The sequence below is a fragment of the Candidatus Poriferisodalis sp. genome, assembly GCF_965214215.1.
In the GTDB taxonomy this organism is placed as follows: Bacteria; Actinomycetota; Acidimicrobiia; order Acidimicrobiales; family Poriferisodalaceae; genus Poriferisodalis.
In genome coordinates this window covers 2,098,530-2,120,194 of record NZ_CBDCBD010000003.1, presented here as the reverse complement: position 1 = coordinate 2,120,194, position 21,665 = coordinate 2,098,530, and the positions used below count along the sequence as shown (strand labels likewise).

The 21,665-nt window shown below is 68.8% G+C and carries 18 protein-coding genes; 1 reads left to right on the top strand and 17 read right to left on the bottom strand.

What is annotated here, in order from left to right; genetic code table 11:
• Positions 1-3: 3 nt before the first annotated feature.
• The 12 genes from ACOOF5_RS12015 to alaS form a co-directional block, all read right to left on the bottom strand.
• The gene (locus ACOOF5_RS12015; RefSeq protein ID WP_420439436.1) at positions 4-735 is read right to left on the bottom strand and encodes a hypothetical protein; all 732 of its coding nucleotides are present in this window, start codon (positions 733-735) and stop codon (positions 4-6) included.
• Positions 732-3,269: a hypothetical protein gene (locus tag ACOOF5_RS12010; protein WP_420439434.1), complete on the bottom strand. Its 2,538-nt coding sequence runs from the start codon at positions 3,267-3,269 to the stop codon at positions 732-734. The genes ACOOF5_RS12015 and ACOOF5_RS12010 overlap by 4 nt, the downstream gene beginning before the upstream one ends.
• Positions 3,266-5,206 carry a hypothetical protein gene (locus tag ACOOF5_RS12005; RefSeq protein WP_420439432.1) on the bottom strand — a complete coding sequence of 647 codons (1,941 nt, stop codon included), beginning with the start codon at positions 5,204-5,206 and terminating at the stop codon, positions 3,266-3,268. The genes ACOOF5_RS12010 and ACOOF5_RS12005 overlap by 4 nt, the downstream gene beginning before the upstream one ends.
• A gap of 203 nt (positions 5,207-5,409) precedes the next feature.
• Positions 5,410-5,847 carry a transcription antitermination factor NusB gene (locus ACOOF5_RS12000; RefSeq protein ID WP_420439430.1) on the bottom strand — a complete coding sequence of 146 codons (438 nt, stop codon included), beginning with the start codon at positions 5,845-5,847 and terminating at the stop codon, positions 5,410-5,412.
• Between the two features lie 38 nt (positions 5,848-5,885).
• Positions 5,886-6,452 (bottom strand): elongation factor P, encoded by a 567-nt coding sequence (efp, locus tag ACOOF5_RS11995; protein WP_420439428.1) that lies wholly within the window; start codon positions 6,450-6,452, stop codon positions 5,886-5,888.
• An 88-nt stretch (positions 6,453-6,540) separates the two neighbouring features.
• Positions 6,541-7,047, bottom strand: coding sequence for a type II 3-dehydroquinate dehydratase (locus ACOOF5_RS11990; RefSeq protein WP_420439426.1), 507 nt, complete (start codon positions 7,045-7,047; stop codon positions 6,541-6,543).
• Between the two features lie 8 nt (positions 7,048-7,055).
• Positions 7,056-8,252 carry a 3-dehydroquinate synthase family protein gene (locus ACOOF5_RS11985; protein WP_420439424.1) on the bottom strand — a complete coding sequence of 399 codons (1,197 nt, stop codon included), beginning with the start codon at positions 8,250-8,252 and terminating at the stop codon, positions 7,056-7,058.
• A gap of 106 nt (positions 8,253-8,358) precedes the next feature.
• Positions 8,359-9,018, bottom strand: coding sequence for a prepilin peptidase (locus ACOOF5_RS11980; RefSeq protein WP_420439422.1), 660 nt, complete (start codon positions 9,016-9,018; stop codon positions 8,359-8,361).
• A gap of 155 nt (positions 9,019-9,173) precedes the next feature.
• Positions 9,174-10,046, bottom strand: coding sequence for a shikimate dehydrogenase (gene aroE / locus ACOOF5_RS11975; protein ID WP_420439420.1), 873 nt, complete (start codon positions 10,044-10,046; stop codon positions 9,174-9,176).
• Between the two features lie 229 nt (positions 10,047-10,275).
• Positions 10,276-11,655: an endolytic transglycosylase MltG gene (mltG, locus tag ACOOF5_RS11970; protein WP_420439418.1), complete on the bottom strand. Its 1,380-nt coding sequence runs from the start codon at positions 11,653-11,655 to the stop codon at positions 10,276-10,278.
• Positions 11,648-12,076: a Holliday junction resolvase RuvX gene (ruvX, locus tag ACOOF5_RS11965; protein ID WP_420439416.1), complete on the bottom strand. Its 429-nt coding sequence runs from the start codon at positions 12,074-12,076 to the stop codon at positions 11,648-11,650. The genes mltG and ruvX overlap by 8 nt, the downstream gene beginning before the upstream one ends.
• Positions 12,077-12,110: 34 nt before the next feature.
• Positions 12,111-14,741: an alanine--tRNA ligase gene (gene alaS, locus ACOOF5_RS11960; RefSeq protein WP_420439414.1), complete on the bottom strand. Its 2,631-nt coding sequence runs from the start codon at positions 14,739-14,741 to the stop codon at positions 12,111-12,113.
• 401 nt (positions 14,742-15,142) lie between these two features.
• Here alaS and ACOOF5_RS11955 point away from each other — a divergent pair, with 401 nt between their 5' ends.
• Positions 15,143-15,301, top strand: coding sequence for a hypothetical protein (locus ACOOF5_RS11955; RefSeq protein ID WP_420439412.1), 159 nt, complete (start codon positions 15,143-15,145; stop codon positions 15,299-15,301).
• Between the two features lie 12 nt (positions 15,302-15,313).
• Here the strand turns inward: ACOOF5_RS11955 and ACOOF5_RS11950 are convergent, their stop codons facing one another.
• Genes ACOOF5_RS11950 through ACOOF5_RS11930 form a run of 5 tightly spaced genes read right to left on the bottom strand, consistent with a single transcriptional unit; the run spans position 15,314 to position 21,537 of the window.
• Positions 15,314-15,583 (bottom strand): hypothetical protein, encoded by a 270-nt coding sequence (locus tag ACOOF5_RS11950; RefSeq protein ID WP_420439410.1) that lies wholly within the window; start codon positions 15,581-15,583, stop codon positions 15,314-15,316.
• A 1-nt stretch (position 15,584) separates the two neighbouring features.
• On the bottom strand, positions 15,585-15,962 hold the full coding sequence (locus ACOOF5_RS11945) for a hypothetical protein (RefSeq protein WP_420439408.1): 378 nt from the start codon (positions 15,960-15,962) through the stop codon (positions 15,585-15,587).
• Complete coding sequence (gene aspS, locus ACOOF5_RS11940) at positions 15,959-17,776, bottom strand: aspartate--tRNA ligase (RefSeq protein WP_420440973.1); 1,818 nt, start codon at positions 17,774-17,776, stop codon at positions 15,959-15,961. The genes ACOOF5_RS11945 and aspS overlap by 4 nt, the downstream gene beginning before the upstream one ends.
• A gap of 31 nt (positions 17,777-17,807) precedes the next feature.
• Positions 17,808-19,199, bottom strand: a complete 1,392-nt coding sequence (gene hisS, locus ACOOF5_RS11935) for a histidine--tRNA ligase (RefSeq protein WP_420439406.1) — start codon at positions 19,197-19,199, stop codon at positions 17,808-17,810.
• Between the two features lie 52 nt (positions 19,200-19,251).
• Positions 19,252-21,537, bottom strand: a complete 2,286-nt coding sequence (locus tag ACOOF5_RS11930) for a RelA/SpoT family protein (RefSeq protein WP_420439404.1) — start codon at positions 21,535-21,537, stop codon at positions 19,252-19,254.
• Positions 21,538-21,665: the final 128 nt, after the last annotated feature.

Here is a 21,665-nt window from a genome sequence, read left to right as displayed (position 1 = left end):
GCCTCAGCCCCCGACCGATTCGGGGAAGGGGATCCCCGACCGCGCTTCGCTGTCGAATCCCGAGGGCGTCCCGCCGCCGAACGGCGAGCCGAGTCCGATGTCAGACTGCGACGATCGACACTCGGGCCAGCCATCGGGAGGCGCCGGCCAGACCACTAGGCCGTCGAGCTCGGCGATATTGGCGTAGCGCGCGGCCCCGGGAGCATCGAGGTGGACCACGATGCTCCCTTCGGCACCTCCCGCCAGAGTCGTGACGTCCAGGGCGCAGCCGCCCAGCACGCCCGCCACGACGGCTCGGCTGCCTGCGCTGGGACCCGGTGTCGGCCAAGCCGACGTGTCCGCTGCGAAGCGCATCGGGGTCAGTGCGCCGCTGGCGCTGCTCGGGGCGCCGAGCAGCGCGGGAGTCACGAACGTTCCCGGCGGAAGGTCGTGGGTCGCGACACTCCCCGGGATCGAGCCGGGGTCGGCGAGCTGTGCTGCGAACTGCTCCGTCACCTCGACAAGCTCGAACCCGCCCGGCGGCTGGCCGGCCGTCCACGGCTCGGACGTGACTGCGGCCAGCACAGCGGGAGGAGCCGCATGCGGGCGACCCCACAGCCAAATGGCGGCGACCACGGTCACCACGATCAGCGCTGCAGCCCCCAAACGCCACGGCTCCCCGCCGGGACGCGGCATGGCACCGCGCCCGGGAAGCTGATCTTCGCCGGCGTATCCCACCGGGGAGGGCGCCGTCACGAGTCGCTCCCGCTCTGCGTGAGCGTGACGCGGCCGTCCGCGTAGTCACCGACTGATCTGATCCAGTCCACTCCCGAAGCGACCGTCACCCAGCACGGATCGGTCGCAGCAGGCCTGCCTCCCCGCAGCGGCGCGGACCGCGGTGTGCCCTCCTGTGCGTCGAGCTCGAAGCACAGCTGGGCTCGCCAGGCGAATGCCGCCGGATACACGAGCACCCATCCGCACGATGCGGATGCGCCCGGGCCGCGCGCTGCGCCGACCGAGCAGACGACCTCGGCAGGGACGGCGCCTGGTCGATGCCATTGGCGCACGAGTTGCTGCTGGTCGACACCGAGCGCATCCCAGCGCCTCACCAGGTGCCGGGTATTGGCATTCGCCTCCATCGCCCGGCGATCGCCGGCATCCCAGGGCTGCAGGTCGTCCCAGGAAGCAAGTACCCACGTCGCGTCCCAGCGACACTGATGCTCGACGACATCGACCGGGCCGTGTACTTCGACCCAGCCACGCCCGGGCGCGACCTGCACGTAGCGCCCCTGGCCGGGCAGGTGCCGCTGGGGCGATGCGCTGATACTGCCAGCACGCACATGAGACACCCACCTCAACCCGGCGAGTGCACCCGAGGCCACACTTCCCGGAGGCACCGCTGCGCATTCGTCGTCGGCTGGTTCCGTGGTGTCCGGATCGGTGGTATCGGGCCTCTTGGTGTCCGGCGCAGTGGTACGAGGCTGCGTGGTGTCCGGCCCAGTGGTACGAGGCTGCGTGGTGTCCGGCGCAGTGGTACGAGGCTGCGTGGTGTCCGGCCGATCGTCGTCGCTGTCATCGTCGTCGCCGTCATCGTCGTCCTCTTCGTCGTCGTCGCCGTCATCGTCGTCCTCTTCGTCGTCTGCCTCCGTCGTCGTGGTGGTCGATTCGGTGGTGGTGGTGGTCGTCGTCGCCGGGGATGTGTCCGGGGTGGTCTCCTGCGTCTCGGGAACCGGCTGGCAGGCGTAGTCGTAGGAACCGTTGATGCGCAACTGCACGTACTGCGGCAGCGAACCGAAGCTGGAGCAGTCGAAGATGCACACCCGGTAGGTCTCCGCGCCGCGATGGGGGTGGGCATGCTCTTGTATCTGGGTGTCTGCCAGCTCCCCGATTGCGGGGCAGTACGTCCGGATAGTGGTCTCTTCGCAGGTTCCGCGGGTGGTGCACTTGTTGAGCAGGTCGCTCTCGGTGACGCAGCTGCCGCCGTGGTCAGGCCGATAGGTCGTGCCCTCGATGCCGTCGCAGATGTCGGGATCGCTGTCCCATGTGCGTCCCGGCAGTCGATCGCACGGCACATAGGACAACAGCCCGTTGGAGCAGCGGTGAATGCCCAGCTCCGCGAGCCGTTCGTCGCTCTCGCCCGCGAGGTGGTGCAGCGGCCGCGCTTCGCCGTCGGGGGACGTCTCCGAACCGCCGCTGTCCTCTTGATCAGTGCCGGTGTCGGTGTCCGAGCCCGGCGCATTCGACTGGCACGTCAGCACCGAAGGACCCGTGCCGCCGAGCGCATCGCCGTAGCGGGGCACCGACCCGGCCGGACAGCTCTGGGTCGGCGCTGCCGACGGCTGGCCCAGCACGGTACGCGAGCACTGGCTGCCAGCGGCCTGCCAACCTGCGGGGCACGGCCCCTGCGTCGCTGCTGAGGTCACCCACTGCGTCACCGTCTCGTAGACCGGTTCGGTGGTGTAGTGGATCTTGGGCACGGTGTCCCAGTAGCCAGTCTCTTGCATCTCATAGACGGGATCTGTTCGCCAGTACCCCGGAATGGTGACCGTGTGCGAAGTCCGGTACTCGTAGACCGGGACTTCGCTCGTAACGGTGGTGGTGATCGGCGGGCCGGGGATGCAGCACTCAAGACGCGTGCGGGTCTCGGTACGCGTGTCGGTGACCGTCTCGTTCCAACACTGCTGTCCCGCCAGCGGATCGAACGAGCATCGCTTCACTGTCCGCTTGGTCTGGACCTCCACCGTGTAGCTGACCTCGTACATCACCTCGGGCCCAGGGCGGGTCACCGTCTTGGACTGCGTGCGCGTTCCGACCTGCACCTTCGTCGGCGGCACCAACGGCTCGACCGTCGAGCGCGGCGGCACCCAGACACGCGTCGTGCCGGTCTGAACCCTCTTGGTGCCGGTCGGAACCCACGTCTTTTCGTAGGTCGTGTGGCTGTAGACCTGCCTCGTCCGCCCCGTGTCCACTGTCGTGGTCATCTTGGTCTGGCAGACGTGACCGCCGTATTGACCAGCGACCTTTGTCGAACCCGCCGGGCAGCCCGCGGGGCGAAGCACGGTCTCGGTGCGCTGGGTCAGGCACGTCCCGCTGGCGCGGTCGAGCACCATCCCGCCCGGACAGCTCAGCACGGGCGCCACCGATGTCTGCGCTCCGGCGGCGTCTCCGACCGCTGTCGTCACCGCGAGCGGGAGGACGGCGAGCACGATTGCGATGGTCCACTGGGCCGCTCGGCGCACCCCGAGGCCACGGTCCACGGCGGCATCGGCCGCCCCGTTGCGGCTGCTCACGACGTGACCTCCGACAGCGCGACCTCCGACAGCGGCGCTGCGGCGGGCCACCAATAGCGCTCGGTCTGCGGCGGCCAGCTGGCCTGCGGGCACGGCGGCATCGGCCGCGGGTACAGCAGCGGCGCCTCGGTCAGCGGCAGCGAGCCCGGCGGCCACGGTCTCTTGACCCGTCGTTCCACCGGTCGCTGCAGCGCCTCGGCGATGAGATCACGGTCCGCGAGGCATCCGAGCACCTGCTGCGTCGACTTGAACGGCGACAGATACATGCGCTCGTGCCAGCTCGCGCCGGGCGCCCAGTTCGTGGCCGACAGCTCCGAAGTCACCGCCGGCGCCTCTGCGGCGGCCTCGGCCAGAGCGGCCCACTGCTCGGTGGTGCAGTGCGGCGCCAGCTCGGGTCGGCGCAGCTCGCCGTCCGCCAACGTGCCGACGGGGATGCCGACGGCGCACCAGAACCGCAGGTGCCAGCGGTGATCGCGGTGTGCCCACCACGCCTCCGATTGAGGGACCTCCACCCACTCGCGCACGGCGACCCACTGGTTGCGCACGCCCGAGCCCCAGGCGCTGGGCTCGCTCCAGTCGATCGAGGCGGTGTGGGCCGCCTTGGCGTCGGCCAGCCACTGCGTCGCCCGGCCCAGAGCCTCTCCCTCGCAGTCGCCTTCGAACAACGCGTTGCGCAGCACGCGAAAGCTCAGCCGAGACCAAGCCAGCCACATCGCTTCGACCTGTGCGCTCTGGCGGACGCCAGCGTCGAGCCGTTCGCCGGTCGAGGCGTCCACGAGGAATGACTGCCCTGGCGGGTGACAGATCAGCGCCAGCGCGTGACCCGCCGCGCTCAGGTCCGCCACCCACGCTCGCTGCACCGGCGGCGCGGTGAACTCGAGTCGCAGGCCCCTCGCCCACAGCGACTCCAGCTGCCGCGTGCGGTGGGACTCGGTGTAGACGCCCGGCACGATGGTGGCCAGGTCGCTGCACGCCTCCCACAGCGTCTCGGGACCAGCGCTCACCACCGCGTGGCCGACCAGCGAATCAGTGACCGCGCCCTGGGCCGCCCGCCGGGTCAGCCACTGCTTGGCCTGAAGCGACCAGTCACCCGGGAAGAACCCGGCATCGGTGAGGCTGTGGCCGCCGAGAGCAAGCTCCATCGGCTCACCGGGGCTGTAGACGAGCAGCTTGGCAATGTCGTTGACCGTGGTTCCCCATGAGTGCATCGGGCGGCTTCCGGGTGAGCGCATCCCCACCATGAAGGCCTCGATTGCCGCGCCCGCCCGATCGCGCTCGGCTGCGGTGTTGCCGATGTCGAGACCCAGCGCCTCTGCGGTCGGATGCGGCGGGCACAGTGACAGGTGGTCGTAGGCGGCGGACCGATCCGCAGCCAGTCGCGTCTCGTGGCTCAGCCCAGCGGGATCCACGACGAGTTCCCAAGCAGACTCGGTGCCCGCACGCCGCCGAGCAACCCGCGTGCCCTCGGCGAACGCAGCCTGAGCAGACCGCAGATATGGCGGCATCATGTCCCAACGAGCCCGCTGCTCGGCGACGTAGCGGTGACCCGCATGCACGTCGCCATGCAGCTGCGACTGCGAACCGGACACCTGCTGCGCGTCGGTCTCCGCCTGGTCGGGATATGGCGGCCACGGCACCCAGATGCGCCCGCCGCCGATGCTGATCGCAGAGGGCAGCTCCGGCGGCGGCGCCTGCAGGTACACCGGGAAACCACCGTCGCCAGAGACGATCGTGCGTGGATCCGTGGCCGGTTGCGGCAGCAGCGTTTTGGCACCCACCTCGTCGGTGGCAACGCTCGGCGCTGCCGAGATGGATGGGCCGAGATCGACTGGTTCCGCGTCGCCCCCGCTGCATGCGGCCCCAAGCACTGCCAGCACAGCAGCAGCGGCACGCGCTCGGCGCCCACCCTTCACCCTCCGGCATTGAAACGTGACCATCGCACCGCTCCTGAGAACTCGCTCCCCGCAGCGGCCCCACTGAGTCGGGGCCGTCGCTGGGGAGTCATGGCGAGTTCTAGGTGAGTTGTTTCATGTCATTCCAATTATTTTCTATTTGTTTGAAACAGCACGGGGAACGCCCCGGTCCTGTTCGCCGGCGTGCGCGACCGCCCTGAGGGACCGGCGACCAAGCCGCCGAACGGCTAGGGGGCCGCTGAGCGATCTTGGAGGGCCGCAGCGAGCACGCCGTTCACGAGGGCGCCGCTGCGGTCGGTGGCACCGAGGCGGTGCGCCAGCTCGACGGCTTCATTGATGACCACAGCGGCGGGAGCAGACCCCCGCTCAAGCTCGAAGAGTCCCTGCAGCAGGATCAGCCGATCGCAGATGCCGAGGCGCTCGGGGGTCCAGCCCTCCGCCAGCAGACCGGCCAACCGTTCGACCAGGGCGTCACGCTGGGAGGCGACGCTGGAGGCCAGCAAGAGTGCGAACGGGTCGAGGTCGCTGACTTGCTCGGCAAGAACTACTGCCAGCTCGCACGATTTCATCTCGGCCTCGTAGAGCAGTTCCACCGAGCGCTGGCGCGCCTCGCGCCGGCGAGTCGGCTCGTCGGGAGCGGCGAATGGGTCGGCGGGACGGTTCATGGCAGCGGGCCTCGGCCCCGATCAACGACCCTGCGGCGTCAGCCGCGGGACCGCTCGATGTAGTCGCCGCTGCGGGTGTCGATTCTCAGCCGCTCGCCGGTCTCGATGAACAGGGGAACCTGCACCATCAGCCCGGTGGACATGGTGGCCGGCTTGCGGGCGCCCGACACCCGGTCGCCCTGCACGCCAGGGTCGGTGTCGGCCACTTCCAGCACCACCGATGCGGGGAATTCCACGCCGAGCACCTCGTCGCCGTAGCGCACCACAGTGGCCATCTCGCCTTCGACGAGAAAGTTCGTGGCGCTGCCCGCGGCGGCCCGGCTCACCGGGAGCTGCTCGTAGCTGTCGGTGACCATGAAGACCAAGGAGTCGCCGTCGGCGTACAGGTACTGCATGTCGCGCTGATCGATGACGGCGCGTTCCATGCGCTCGCCCGCCCGGAATGTGCGCTCCAGCGTGGCACCGGTGCGAACGTTCTTGAGCGTGGTCCGCACGAAAGCGCCGCCCTTGCCGGGCTTGACGTGCTGGAACTCGGTGAGCTGAAACAGTCCGTCGGCGAGATCGAGCGTCATGCCGTTGCGGAAATCGGCAGTGGAAATGGCCATGTCAACGCCTCGGAGTCAGCCTGGGTGCTTCACAGGTTCGCAGCGGGACGGTACAAGCACAGCTAGCCGTCACGACGGCCTGCCACGATCACCGGTCGCCAGGGTCGCCAGTGTCGGCTGCGTCGCCGGTGTCGGGCACGGCGGTGGGGGCCTCAGCAGCCGCCGCCTGAATGGCCAGCGTGACCGCCTGGGGGTAGCCGGTGCCACCTTGGCCCGCCACCCGGGCGGTCGCCAACGGCTCCACCACCGAGTGATGCCGCCACGGCTCGCGCTCGCGGGGTTCGGACAGGTGCAGCTCCACGATCGGCCCCTCGAAGGCGGCGAGCGCGTCATGCAGCGACCAGCCGTAGTGGGTGAGTGCGCCGGGGTTCACCACGATCGCCTCGACCCGGCCGATGCCCGCGTGCACGGCATCGACGAGGTCGCCTTCGTGGTTGCTTTGGCGGTGCTCGAGGTCCCAGCCGCGCTCGGTGGCGGCCCGGCGAGCGGCCTGTACGTGGTCGAGCAGCGTGTCGGTGCCGTAGATCTCGGGCTGGCGGGTGCCCAGCAGGTTCAGGTTCGGACCCGACAGCAGCAGCACGACATGGCGAGGCATGGCAGCACTCACATCCGCTCGAGCGCGCTGCGCAGCACGCCGGGGTCGACGCCAGGCACCACTTCGAGGCCCCGGGGACCGTCAAGCACGAAGGTGATGCCGTCGGCGGCCTTCTTGTCGCGGCCGAACAACTCGATGATCTCGTCGTGATCGATGCCCGCAGGCAGGGCCCCGTCGAGCCCGTAGGCCTCGAGCACCCGCTCGTGGGCGGCCACCCGGTCGTCGTCGATGCGTCCGAGCAGGCGGGCCACGACTGCGGCATACCGCAGCCCGATGGCCACGGCCTCGCCGTGACGCAGGTCGAAGCGGCCGGCGATCTCGAGCGCGTGACCCAGGGTGTGCCCGTAGTTCAGCAACGCCCGCCGGCCGCTCTCGGTCTCGTCCGATGCGACCACTTCGGCCTTGATCGCCACGCACGCTGCGATCAGCTCGGCGCCCTCCAGCTCACTGAGCGCCACACCGTCCTGCAGCCGAGATGCCAGTTCGCTCCTCTCTGGCCAACTGGCGGGCTCACCCTCCCGCGGCCAACCTTGATGGAGCATTGCAAGGCGACGAAACAGCGGTGAATCAGGGGTCAAGGAACTACCCATCAGCTCCATCGTCAGATTCGCTCTCCCGATGAGCTGCGCTGCCTCAGGGGAGCAGCCGATGAAGTGGTACTTGGCCAGCTCGCCGTAGCCAGCACGCAGCTCTCGCGCAGGCAGGGTGCCGAGCACTTCGGCCCCCGTATCGCACAGCACACCGCTCGGCTGCCAGAAGGCGCCGACGAGGTTCTTTCCCTCCGGCAGGTTCACCCCGGTCTTGCCGCCGATGGCGGCGTCGATCTGGCCCAGCAGTGTCGTGGGGACGTGCACCACTGCAACGCCGCGGTGGTAGACGGCCGCGGCGAACCCCGCCACGTCGGTGACCACGCCACCGCCGACGCCGACGACGACATCGCGTCTCGTGAGGCCGAACCGGACGAGCCCGCGGCACAGATCGCCGACGATCGCCATGTCCTTGGCGTGCTCGCCGTCGGGGATCGTGAATGTCTCGAAGGGCACACCGGGGTCGACATGCACACCGATGCCCGCTTGGGTGACTACGGCAGCCCGGCTCGTGCCCGCCGGGATCACATGCGCCAACTCGGCACGCGCTCCGTCACCCACGAGCACCGGGTACGCGCGCTCGCGCAGCGGCACCGTCACGACGATGGGTCCGGACATCCCCGGCGAGGGTACCGACGAGGCACCAGCGGGTCGCCCCGCGGAAGCGTCCAAGCGCCGCGCGGGACGTCTTCGGCGCAGCGAGCGATCTGGAGCTGCAACGTGATCAACCGGTGAGGGCCGGCGGCATGAACCACCACACGGTGGCGAGCGCACCGGCAACCAGCGACGGACCGAGCGCGAACCGGTAGTCGGTGCCGCGGCGCAGCACGACCACCCCGACTGCGCCGACGAGCGCAGCGATGGCGAATCCGATCAACAGGCCCCGCAGCACGAGGGCCAATCCGCCCAGCCCCAGGTGCATGCCCAGGTACCCGGCCAGTCGCACGTCGCCGTAGCCCAGGCCGCCCTTGGCGCCAAGCCAGACGAAATGGAGCATCGCCCATCCGGCACACCCTCCAAGAGCCGCGGCGGCGCACGCACGAGCCATGCCGGCCAATCCGCCTTCGATGGCTGCCGCGGCACACATCAGCGGAACAGAGACGGCGGCAGCCGCACGCAGCAGCCGTGTGGGGATCAGATGAGTGCGCAAGTCGACGCCGGAGATGACCACACCTGCCCACCCGAACAAGAGCAGCGGTGCGAGGTACGCGCTGTGGTGGAATCGCAGCGCCAGCAAGGCCGCCACGACAACGCACGACGCGATCGTCAGCGCCAATTGCAGGCCGACGCCGAAGCAGCGTCGTGCCGAGCGCGTGATCACGGCACCCGCTGCAATCCCGCCGAAGCCCGCCGCGGCGGCTGCTATGACATGGGTCGTTGTCACGGGGCTGCGCTCGTAACGGCCACATCGTCGCCCGCGGCTGCGCCTGAGCGGGCCGTGGAATGCGTCGAAGGCGCCTGTCGAGCCGTTGCTTCGAAGATCATGCTGGCAGCTCCCCGGTCTCGTGCGGCCGGTCGGGCCGCTCGTAGGCCGGGGTGCTACCCGGCGATATCCAGACCTACGGCCGCTGCCATCGCGTCAACGGGAGCGTCGTGGCCGGTCCACATACTGAACTGCTCGGCGGCCTGATACAAGAGCATTCCGGTGCCGTTCAGCGTCGTGGCGCCTGCCTGGGCGGCTGCTTCGAGCAGCGGCGTCCGCTCGGGCCGGTAGATGAGATCGACGACGATCTGGCCGTCGCGCACCAGCGCCGGGTCGATTGGCAGCGGGTCGCCCCGCGTCATGCCGAGCGGCGTGGCGTTCACCACGACATCGGCGTCACGCACCGCTCGCGGGCCGCCGACGGTTGCCGTGCCCACAGGTGCGCCTGATGCCCCGGCCGCGGCGGCACCCGCCGATGCCCCAAGTGCAGCGGCGCGCTCGGCGGCCTCTGGCGAGCGGTTCACCACCGTCACCGACGCTCCCTCGGCTGCCAGGGCAACGATCACCGCCCGCGCTGCGCCGCCCGCGCCCAGCACCACGGCATGCAGCCCCGCGGGGTCCACCCCTGCCTGGATGCGCAGCGAGCGCAGCAAACCTGCGCCGTCGGTGTTCTCGCCGATTATCCGGTCGCCGTCGCGGCGCACGCAGTTCACCGCGCCGAGCAGCGCTGCCGCAGGCGACAGCTCATCGCAGGCTTCCGCTGCATCACGCTTGTGAGGCATGGTGACCGACAGCCCTTCGATTCCGAGCACTGCCATCGCGGCCACCGCCTCGCCGCCCCGACCGACGGGCACCTCGAACGCCACGTACGTCCAGTCCAGCCGCAGCTCGGCGAACGCCGCGTTGTGCAGCGCCGGGCTCAGTGAGTGCCGCACAGGATCGCCGATCACCCCGGCCACCCTGGTCTCGCCAGAGGGTGGGGGCCGCATTCGCACAGTGTGCACGCAAGCGATGCTCAGCCGCACATCTCATACAACGTCACACAGCGGTATGCGTCGCACCGCAATGTGCATGGGGCGCCACGCGGTTGAGCGAACGCTCTCGTGGAACCGGCTGAGCGCGTTCGGCCGCTGGCTGACGCTGTAGGACGGCTGCGCGCCCAAAGCCCTCGACGGCTCACGTGCTCTCGGCTGGAATGGTCGGCTGCCGTAATCGATCTCAGCCGCAGAGACCCAGCTCTTGGCACACTGCCTTGTCGCGCTGGAATTCCTCGTCGGTCTCGGAGAACGACAGCTCGCCGTCCAGCGATGTGACCACGAAGTACATCCATGGACCGTCGGCAGGATTGAGCGCAGCTTCAAGCGAGGTGCGTCCGGGGGCCGCTATCGGGGTGGGCGGCAGCCCGACGAGCACACGTGTGTTGTAGGGCGAGTTCACCGCCAGCGTCTCTGCCGTCAGCTCCTGTTCGCCGGTCGCATAGATCACGGTCACGTCGAGTCCCAGCGACCAGCCTCGCGCCAGCCGGTTGTAGACGACGCGGGCCACCTTGGCCCTGTCCTGTGGCGTCTGCGCCTCACGCTCCACCAGGCTCGCCACGATCAGGGCCTCGTACGGCGTCAGGCCGACGCGGCGCGGCGCGTCCTGATACTCCAGTTCTTCGAGCACCTCGTCGAGCCGATCGACCATGAGCGCCACGAGCTGCTCCGCGCTGGTCTGGGAGTCGAAGAAATACGTATCGGCGAAGAACTGCCCTTCCGCGGGCTGGAACACGCCGTCGGGCAGAATCCTCGGCGTCGGCGCCACCAGCGAGAGCACCGGCCGCGCCGCGACGGCCTCGAGAAAATCGCGGCCGCTGAAGCTCAGGTCGGCCACCTCGTCGAACATCTCGGCCATCTCGGCCACCGTCAAACCCTCGGGGATCGTGAGCGCCTGCTGGGCGGCCTGGGCTACGCGGCTCGGACCGGCTTCCAGCACTGCCATCGTCTCCCAGACCGACGAATTGGACGCGAACGTGTACTCGCCGGCTTGGAATGCCGGGCCGCCCCTGAGCCTCACGTACCACTCATAGGCCCGAGAACTCGGTATGACGCCGTGTTCTTCCAGCAGATCCGAAATACTCGCCGTGCTCGAGCCCCGCGGCAGAGTCAGCACGATCTCGCCGCTGGGCTCGCCTGGCGGATCGAGCTGATCTTGCACCCACCCCAAGGCGCGGCTGCCTACCATCCACCCGACGAGGCCGAGCACAACGAGGAACAGAACCGCACCCAGGGTGCCGGGCCCGCGCCTAGTGCTGACCACCTCGAAATCGACGCCGCGGCGGCCTTCGACTGGCGGCGGGCTCTCGGGGCCAGCAGCGGGCTCGTGCGGGGACGGCGACCGCCCGGGGCGTCCACCGGACGGCGTGGTGCCGGAGGAACCACCGAGCTCGGGACTCGTCGCGAGACCAGGCTCGGCACCCTGGGCATCGCCGTCTGATGCCAAACCGACAAGCGCAGCGAATCGATCAGCCAGCCTGCGAACAGCGAGCGGCGACTTCACGGCGGTAGGTCGGCCGGGCTCGCCGTCGCCGGCGGAGAGCTGCGCGCCGTCGTCAGCCACGAGCGTCGAGCCACGACTGCAAGATGACAGCCGCAGCCACCTTGTCGACGACCTTGCGACGGGCAGGGCCGCGCACGCCCTGTTCGGCAAGGATGCGCTCCGCCGTCACGGTCGTATAGCGCTCATCGTGCAAGACCACCGGCACGTCGAGGGCTGCTGCGATCTCGCCGGCCTCGGCCCGTGCGGCGGCGGCGGCTGGTCCCTCGCTGCCGTCGAGCGACGTCGGCAGACCGATGACGACCACCTCCGCAGCCACCTCAGCGACCATACCTGCGAGCGCTTCGTGGTCACGGGCACGCGTGCCGCTGCGCTCGAGAACTTCATAGGGCACTGCCACCGCAGCGTCCGCAGGTGCGAAGGCCACGCCGATGCGCTTCGAGCCCAGATCGACGCCGATCGCCCGCATCATCGGGCCCGGCACGGCTGGCCTGTCGAGTCCGGGAATGCGGTGCGCCTCACGCCCCGAGTGCCGCCACTCGGGCCTGGGCAAGGGCGTCGCCGATGCCGTCGGGGTTGCGGCCGCCCGCCACGACGAGCGGCGGGTCGCCCTTGGCGCCGAAACCGCCGCCGACCGTACGGGCGGCGTCACGCAACAAGTCGCCTGCAGACAGATCGCCGGCCGGGTCCACCGCTGCGACCAACGCCACTCCCCCGGCTGCGGGCGCGGAGGCCAGCACGACAGCACGGATGCCTTGGCGGTCGCGCACCGACACAGCCAGATCCCTCAGCGAGTCGCGTTCGAGGTCGCCGAGGTCGGCGATGACGACGCCGTCGTCGGCTGTGGCCGCCAATTCGTCGGCCCTCGACGACGCCATCGCACGTTGCAGGTCGCGAACCTGCCGGCGCAGCTCCTTGGTCTCGTCGAGGCGCCGCTGCACGGCGGACGCAATCTCGTCGGGCTGCGCGTTCAGCATCTCGGCCAGCGAGTCCAGGGTGTCCTCGGCGTCGGCGAGCCGGTCGACGGTCGCAAGGCCCGTGATTGCTTCGATGCGGCGCATGTTCGAGCCGATGCTCGACTCGGACGCGATGCGCAGGTGACCGATGTCGCCCAGAGCGGCCACGTGAGTGCCACCGCAGAGCTCCACCGAATGCTCGCCGGCTTCGAGCACCCGCACGATGTCGCCGTACTTGTCGCCGAAGAACGCGATGGCGCCGATGGCCTGTGCATGACTCATCGACGTCTCATAATGGCGGCAGCGGCCGTTGGCGATGATCTCGGCGTTGGCCACCCGCTCGATCTCGCGCAGCTGATCGCGGCTGACGCCTTCGTAATGGCTGAAGTCGAATCGCAGGCGATCAGGTGCCACCAGCGAGCCTGCCTGCTTGACGTGCTCGCCCAGAACCTCTCGCAGCGCCCAGTGCAGAACGTGGGTGCCCGTGTGGTTGCGCCGTATGGCCGCCCGCCGTTCGTCGTCGATCGCTGCGGTTACCAGCGATCCGGCGTCGACGCCCTCGCCGACGACACGCCCGACGTGGCGGTGCAGATCGGCGAGCGCGTAGGAGCAGTCGAGCACCTCGATGCCGCCGTCAGCGCCGGTGATCGTGCCGATGTCGCCGACCTGCCCGCCGCTCTCTGCGTAGAACGGAGTGCTGTCCAGGAACACTTCGACGAGACGGTCGCCGTCGTGCGCGTCGGTGCCGTGTTCGTCGCCTTGGGGCAGCTCGAACACGGCAAGCACCCGGGCATCGGGCACCGTCGCGGTGTCTCGCACGAAGTGGGTGGCGCCGAATTGCGCCAGGATTTCCCGGTAGCGCTCGTCGGCGAACGTCGGGCCGCCCGCCCGTCCCGCACGGGCTCGTGCCCGCTGCTCATCCATGGCGGCTTCAAAGCCGTCACGGTCGAGGCGCAGGCCCCGTTCGGCCAGGATCTCTTCGGTCACCTCCACCGGGAAGCCATGCGTGTCATGCAGCAAGAAGGCCGTCTCGCCGTCAAGCACGGCGTTGGCCGCATCGCCCGAGTCCAGACCGGTCGTCGCCTCATCGAGAATCCTCACACCGGCGGCGAGCGTGGTGCGGAAGCGCTCCTCCTCGCGGGCCACGACGTCGGCGATGAACTGCCGGTTCTTGACCAGGTCGGCGTAGTGGTCGCCCATCACGTCCACCACAATCTCGACCAGGCGAGGCATCACGACATCGGTGACGCCGAGCACCCAGGCGTGACGCACGGCCCGGCGGATGATGCGCCGCAGCACGTAGCCGCGGTCTTCATTGGAGGGGAAGACGCCATCGGAGATGAGCATCGCCGTCGTGCGGGCGTGGTCGGCGAAGATGCGCATGGAGACATCGGTCTCGGGATCAGCGCCGTAGGTCTTGCCGCAGATGCGCTCGGCCTCGGCGAGCAGCGGCGCGAACAGGTCGATGTCCCACGCTGCGGGCACGCCCTGCAGCACGGCCAGGATCCGCTCGAGGCCCGCGCCCGTGTCGATGCCGGGGGCTTCCAGCGGCGTCAGCTCGCCGGTGCCGTCGGCGGCGAACTGCATGAACACAAGATTCCAGATCTCCACGAAGCGGTCTTCGCCGCCGTGTGCAGGGCCGCCGTCGGCGCCATGTTCGGGCCCGATGTCGTAGAAGATCTCGCTGCAGGGCCCGCACGGTCCGACGTCGCCTGCGGCCCACCAGTTGTCTTTGTCGAGCCGCTGTATGCGCTCGGGCGGAACACCGACGGCGCTCTGCCAGATCTCTGCGGCCTCGTCGTCGCTGACGTGCACAGTCACCCAGAGCTTGTCGCGTTCCAGGCCGAGTACCTCGGTGACGAACTCCCACGCCCACGGGATGGCTTCGGCCTTGAAGTAGTCGCCGAAGCTGAAGTTGCCCATCATCTCGAAGAAGGTGAAGTGCCGGTTGGTGCGGCCGATGTCGTCGAGATCGTTGTGCTTGCCACCTGCCCGAACGCACTTTTGGATGGTGACCATGCGGCGCGTCGGCGGCACCTCTTCACCGAGGAAGTACGGCATGAACGGCACCATCCCGGCCACCGTGAACAACAACGACGGCTCGTGCGGGATCAGGCTCGCGGAGGCGCGGACATCGTGGCCTCGCTCCGACCAGAACGAGCTAAAGGCTTCACGCAGTTCCCCGGCGCGCATCCCCAGAGGATACAGAGGCTCTTTCGCGGCCTCCGTGACCGCCGGGGCTCTCGCGGCCTCCGAAGGCCGCGCCGCCGAGCACCACGCAGCTCAGCGCATGTCAATGCGGAAAACCGTGAACAGAATCGAATCTTATTGAAATATGTTCTTGGTGTGGATATTCAACGTTCGGCGCTGCGGCACGGAATCCCAGCCGCAGATATCGAACACGCCTGGCAGTTCTCCATAGGCTTCTTCCATCTCGAGCCGGAAGGCGGCTGGTCAAGAGAACTCTGCATCGGCCCGGACCGGTCAGGCAACCTCGTGGAGATCCTCTACCGTCCTACCGCAGGGGGCATCACCATCTTTCACGCAATGCGACTCCGGCCACCTTTGGCTCGCTACCTGAGGAGACGACGACCATGACCGAACTCAGCGACGAACCCACTGACGAGGATTACCTCAGGATGTCCGAAGAGTTCGAGCGGCACCAGTTCACAGAGGACGAGCTGGACCGGATCTTTGCCACGGCGCGCAGCACTCCGTTTCCGATCGCCGAGTCGATCCCGACCACTACCTGAGGAATTCGCAACTCAGGCGGCTTCGCGGCGGTGGCGGCGTTCGGCCCAGCGGCGGTCTCGCTCGTCGCGCAGGCGCTGCTCGGCGTCGTGCATCTGGCGCTTGCCGTCCCGCCAGGCCGTTCGCAGGTCGCGGCGCATCTGGCGTGCGGTGCCGAGCACGTTGGCGGTGCCACGCACAGGCGCGTAGCGGTCGAGCAGAAGCCTGAATCTCCGCTGCAGCCACAGCGAAGCGCCGGCGCCCAGTCCGGCGCCCAGGGTCAGCCAGCGCATCCGTTTCAACATCTCAACGCTCCCCGCTCCGAGGTGCAGTCACGCGCTCCTCGTCGGAATCCTTGCCGCGCAGCACCGAGATGGCGGAGCGAACCTTGTCGACGGGCGCGGCAGCGACCCTTGCCGTCGCGGCCCCAGCAGACTCAGCCAGTCCGGCCACCTTCTGAGCGATGTTCAGCAGGTCGCGCAGGCGGCTGATCTCGGCCTGGGCCATCTCGGCGGTGTCGGCGAGCTGACTCAGCGCCGGCTCGACCTTGTCGTCGAAGACCTCCAGCTTGCGCCGGAACTCCCGCATCAGCACGAACGCCTGGCTCAGCACAGTGATCAAGGCGACGAGCGCGACGAGTACGCAGACGGTCACCACCACCGCGGCCAAGTCGCTGCTGCTCATGACTCGTCGGCGTCCTCATCCGCGACGGCCAGGGTGAGGCCCAGCTCGTCGAGCTGCACGTCGGAGATTGCCGACGGGGCGTTGGTGAGCGGGTCTGCGCCGGACTGGCTCTTGGGGAACGCGATGACCTCGCGGATGTTCTCCTCGCCGCACAGCAGCGCCGCCAGACGGTCGATGCCGAAGGCGAAGCCGGCATGGGGCGGCGCGCCGAACCGGAACGCGTCGAGCAGGAAGCCGAAACGCTCCTGCGCCGTAGCCGGCTCGATGCCCAGCAGATCGAAGATCTGCTGCTGGATGTCGCCCCGATGGATCCGGACGCTGCCCGAGCCCAGCTCCCAGCCGTTCAGCACCAGGTCGTAGGCCTGTGATCGCACGCCCAGCAGCGTGTCGGCATCGAACCCCCCGCCCGAAGCCATGCGCTGCGAGGCCGCGGCGACGACGTCGAGATCGTCGACGTGAGGCATCGTGAAGGGATGGTGTGCGGGGACGGGCAGCCCGTCGGCGTTCACATCTTCGAACAGCGGGAAGTCGACCACCCACAAGAAATGCAAGCCGCCCTCGTTAACCGGCGGGCGGCCCAGCTCCAGCCGCAGCAGGCCGAGCACACCGCTGGCCCTGCGCCAGGTGTCGGCCACCAGGTAGCACATGTCGCCGGCCTCGGCACCGAGGCGCTCCAGCACGCCGTCGATCTCGGCGTCGGACATGAACTTCGCCACCGGCGAGGTGACCGCCAGCCGGCCGCCGGCCGCGCTGCGGGCCCCTTCGGCCATCGGCTCGCCGGCGCTGACGCGCATCCATACGAGGCCCTTGGCACCCCATCGCTGGCACTGCTTGGTGAGATCGTCGACCGCGTTGCGGCTGATGTCGCCGCCGCCGGGCACCGCGATGCCCCGCACCGCAGGCGCCTTGAAGGCGTTGAAGCCGGTCTCGGAGAACAGGTCGCTGAGCTCGACCAACTCGAGCCCGAATCGCAGGTCCGGCTTGTCGGATCCGTAGCGGTCGATCGCCTCATGCCAGGTGATCTCATCCATCGCCGCAGGGCGCACGCCGGTGATCTCTTCGGCCGCTTCGGCCACTGCTTCGCTGATCACGGCCCGCACCTCGGCGCCGGTGGCGAAGCTCATCTCCAAGTCGAGCTGGGTGAACTCGAACTGCCGATCGGCCCGCAAGTCTTCGTCTCGCAGGCAGCGCGCAATCTGGTAGTAGCGGTCGATGCCGCCCACCATGCAGAGCTGCTTGAACAGCTGGGGGCTCTGCGGCAGGGCATAGAAGCGACCTTGATGCAGCCGGCTGGGCACCACGAAGTCGCGGGCGCCTTCGGGAGTGGAGGCCACGAGCGTGGGCGTCTCGACCTCGATGAACTCCGCGGCCTCCATCGAGCGGCGGATCGCTGCGTTCACCCGTGCCCGTTTCACCAGGTTCGAGTGCATGCGAGGGTTCCGCAGGTCGAGATAGCGATGGCGGATGCGCAGCATCTCGTCGACCTCGGTGCGGCCGTCGATCTGGAACGGCGGCGGCTCCGAGCGCGACAGCACCTCGACGCTTGCATCGCCGATCTCGATCTCGCCGGTGGCCAGATCGGCATTGGCGGTGTCTTCGGGTCGTTCACGCACGGTGCCCGTTACCGACAGCACGTACTCCGAGCGCAGGTCGTGCGCGTGGTCCACCACGCATTGCACGATGCCGGTGCGGTCACGCAAGTCGACGAAGGCGAGATGCTCGCCATGCTCACGCCGCCGGGAGACCCAGCCGCACACGGTGACTTCCCGGCCGATGTCGGCGCGGCTCAGCCGCCCGCAGTAGTCGGTTCGCATGAGGGTGTTCACTCGGTCAGTCCTTCGGGGTTCAAGCTGGGCTTGAGGTGTCATCAGAGGCCGGCACTGGGGCATTTGGCACTGGGGCATTCAGCGCGTCGAACGTGGCTCGCAAGGTGCTCAGCAGTTCAGACCGTGGCACGGCCTGCTGCGGCATGTCGACGTCGCCGCCGTCAGGGCGCCGCAGCGGCCGGACGGTGACAGTGCCGGCATCGATTTCGTCGGTTCCCACGATGAGCGCGATCTCTGCACCCGAGCGGTTCGCAGCGCGCATCTGCGCCCGCATCGACCGGTCGTCGAAGGCGCGGTCGGCCCGGATGCGGGCCGAGCGCAGCTCGTGGGTGAGATCGCGTGCAGCGGTGCCGCCCGCCGTGTCGACCACCCACACTTCCGCTCGTTGCGTCGGCACGTCGAACACGCCCTCGGCATCGCAGGCCAGCAGCAGACGCTCGATGCCCAGCGCGAAGCCGATGCCGGGCGTCGACGGCCCGCCGAGCGCCTCCACCAGCCCGTTGTAGCGACCACCGCCGCAGATCGTGTCCTGGGCAGCATCCAAGCTCGGGGCACGGAACTCGAAAGTGGTGCGTGTGTAATAGTCGAGCCCGCGCACCAGTTTGGGCTCCACGGCGTACTCGATCCCGAGCGCGTCCAGGCCCTCACGCACCCGCTCGAAGTGGGCCGCCGTCTCGGCGGAGAGATAGTCGGTGATCTGCGGGGCTTCGGTAGCCACGGCAGCGGTGGCGGCACGCTTGGAATCCAGGATGCGCAGCGGGTGGCGCTCGATCTTGTCCCGATCCTCCGGGTCGACGTCGCCGGCCCGTTGGTGGAGGTACGTGCTGAGCGCGTCGTTGTAGGCGGCGCGAGTGTCGGCGTCACCCATCGAATTCACCAGCAGCGGCACCCGCTGCAGCCCGATAGCCCTGAAGAATCCCGCAGCCAGGGCGATGATCTCGACATCGGCGTCAGGGTCGTCGGTGCCGAGCGTTTCGGCCCCGATCTGGTGGAACTGGCGGTAGCGGCCGGCTTGGGGCGCTTCGTAGCGAAAGAACGGGCCCTGGTACCAGACCTTCCACGGCGTGGTGGGGCGGTGCTGGGCGAAGGCGCGGCACACCGACGCCGTGCACTCGGGTCGCAACGCCAGATGGCGGTCGCTGCGATCGAAGAACTCGTACATCTCCTTGCCGACCACGTCGGTGCCCTCGCCGATGCGCGCGAAAACGCCGATGTCCTCGAAGATCGGCGTCTGCAGATAGCCGAACCCGGCACGGTCCGCCGCAACGATGAACGTGCCCAGCAATGCCACCCAGCGACCCGATTCGGGTGGCGCAAGATCGTGTGTGCCGATGGGCGTGCGGAACGACTTCGGGGCCGCTGCATCGCCGCCGTCAGGAGGGCTCGCTGGCGTTGAAGGCGTACCGGACATGACCAGCGCAGGCTACGGCCCTGCCCTCGCGAGTCCTAGCTGTCGGGAGTCTTCAGTATTCGGTGCGGGCGAGGCCTTCGATCGTGCGGTAGGCGTCGAACACGCCTGGCACTTCGCGCAATGCGGCCAGGAGCTGGTCGAGCAGGATCGGATCGCCGACCTCGACCTCGAACTGCATCACCGCCACCTGATCGTCGCCCACGAACGTGTCGCAGCTCGCAATCGACAAGCCGTGGCGGCCCGACACGATCTGCACCACGTCGAGCAGCAGGCGGTTGCGGTCCAGGCCACGGACCTCGAGCGCTGCGGCGTATTCGCCCGCCCAGCTCTCGTCCCACTCCACCTCGACCTGTCGGGCATTGGACGATGTCGCCAATTCGCCCGCGTTGGCGCAGTCCGCGCGATGAACCGAGAGCCCACGTCCGCTGGTCGCGAACCCCAAGACCTCGTCGCCGCGTACCGGGCTGCAGCAGCGGGCCAGCCGCACCAGCGCATCGTCGTGGCCGTCAACGTGCACGCCGGCTGAGCGGCGGCGGCGTGAGCCCCGCTGACGGGCAGGACGGGCCGGGAGCTGCACGCCGTCGCCCTCGCCTCGCAGGTTGCTGACCAGTCGCTTGGCCACCGAGTGGGCTCCCACGTCGCCCTTGCCGACCGCTTCGAACAGCGTTTCCAGATCGGCCCGGCTGAACTGCTGCGCCACGGAGCGCATCTCGTCGCCGTCGATGACCAGCGAAGCCTTGAGCCCTTCTGAGCGCAGCTCGTCGGAGACCGCCTCCCGCCCCGCAGCCACCCACTCGGACCGGTCAGAACGGGCGAACCAGCGACGAATGCTGGAGCGAGCCCGCGGCGTGACAGCGACCTCAAGCCAGTCACGCGACGGCCGAGTCCCGGGGTCGTCGGAGGTGAATGCCTCGACGGTGTCGCCCGAGCGCAATGGCCGATCCAGCGGCACCAGCCGGCCGTCGATCTTGGCGCCGATCAGCGAGTCGCCGATGTCGGTGTGAATGGCGTACGCGAAGTCAATGGGCGTGGCGCCGGTCGGCAGGGTCACCACCTCGCCCTTGGGCGTGAATACGTACACCTCGCCATGACCGAGGTCGCTGGCAATGGTGCGCATGAACTCGGCCGGGTCGTCAGATTCGGCCTGCCATTCGACCAGCCGGCTCAGCCACGGCATGTCGGCCTCGGCGGCTGCGCTGGGGTGCCGCTCGGACTTGCTGCCCTTGCTGCTGCCTTTGCTGCCGCTGCTGTTGCGCTCGGCCTTGTAGCGCCAATGGGCCGCCACCCCGAACTCGGCTCGCTGGTGCATCTCCTCGGTGCGGATCTGCACTTCCACAGCCGTGCCCGACGGGCCGACCACGGTCGTGTGCAGCGACTGGTACAGGTTGAACTTGGGCATCGCGATGTAGTCCTTGAACCGGCCGGTCACCGGCTTCCACGTCGCGTGAATGGAGCCCAGGGCGGCATAGGCGTCACGGATCGTCGGCACCACGACCCGGATGCCCACCAGGTCGAAGATCTCGTCGAACGAGCGGTTCTTGATGACCATCTTCTCGTAGACGCTCCAGTGGTGCTTCTTGCGCCCGGTCACCGAGGCCTCGATTTTCATGCGGCCAAGCTGGTCGCGGACCTCTTCCAGTACCCGGTCGACGTAGCGCTCCTGTTCAGGAGTGCGATCGGCGAGCATCCGGTCGATCTCGGCGTAACGCTTCGGGTACAGCGCGGCGAAGGCCAGATCCTCGAGTTCGTCGCGCACCTGCTGCATGCCCAGCCGGTTGGCGAGCGGGGCGTAGATGTCGAGCGTCTCGCGGGCCACGTCGGCCTGCTTGGTGGCGCCGAGCGCCCCGATCGTGCGCATGTTGTGCAGCCGGTCCGACAGCTTGATCATCAGCACGCGGGGATCGTTCGCGATCGCCACGAGCATCTTGCGCAGCGTGGCAGCCTGCTGCGCCTGCTTGGAGGCGAACCGCACCCGGTCGAGCTTGGTGACCCCGTCCACGATCGCCGCGACCTCGAGTCCGAAATCGTCGGCCAGCCCAACCAGCTCGACGCTGGTGTCCTCGACTGCGTCGTGCAGCAGCGCGGCGGCAATCGAAGTGTCGTCGAGGCCGAGATCGGCCACCACGCCTGCCACTGCCACGGGATGGGTGATGTAGGCCTCGCCGGTCTTTCGGCGTTGGCCTTCGTGCGCCTGCGCCGCAGCTTCGTATGCCCGGATGACCAGCTCGGGCGACTGCTTGGGCCAGCGTTGCCGGTAGCGCTCGACCACCGGCGAGATGTCGGCCGCGACCGTGTTCGCGATGCGCCGCCACGGCAGAACGCGCGACACCGCAGGCATGGCCCTAGCCAAGCTTCTCGCAGCGGTGTTCGGCCGGCACCGAGCCGAACGCGTGGGAACTCACACCCTCATTGTGCCCCGCCCGACATGAACGCCGAAGCCCTGACTGCACAGCCGACCAGATCGCA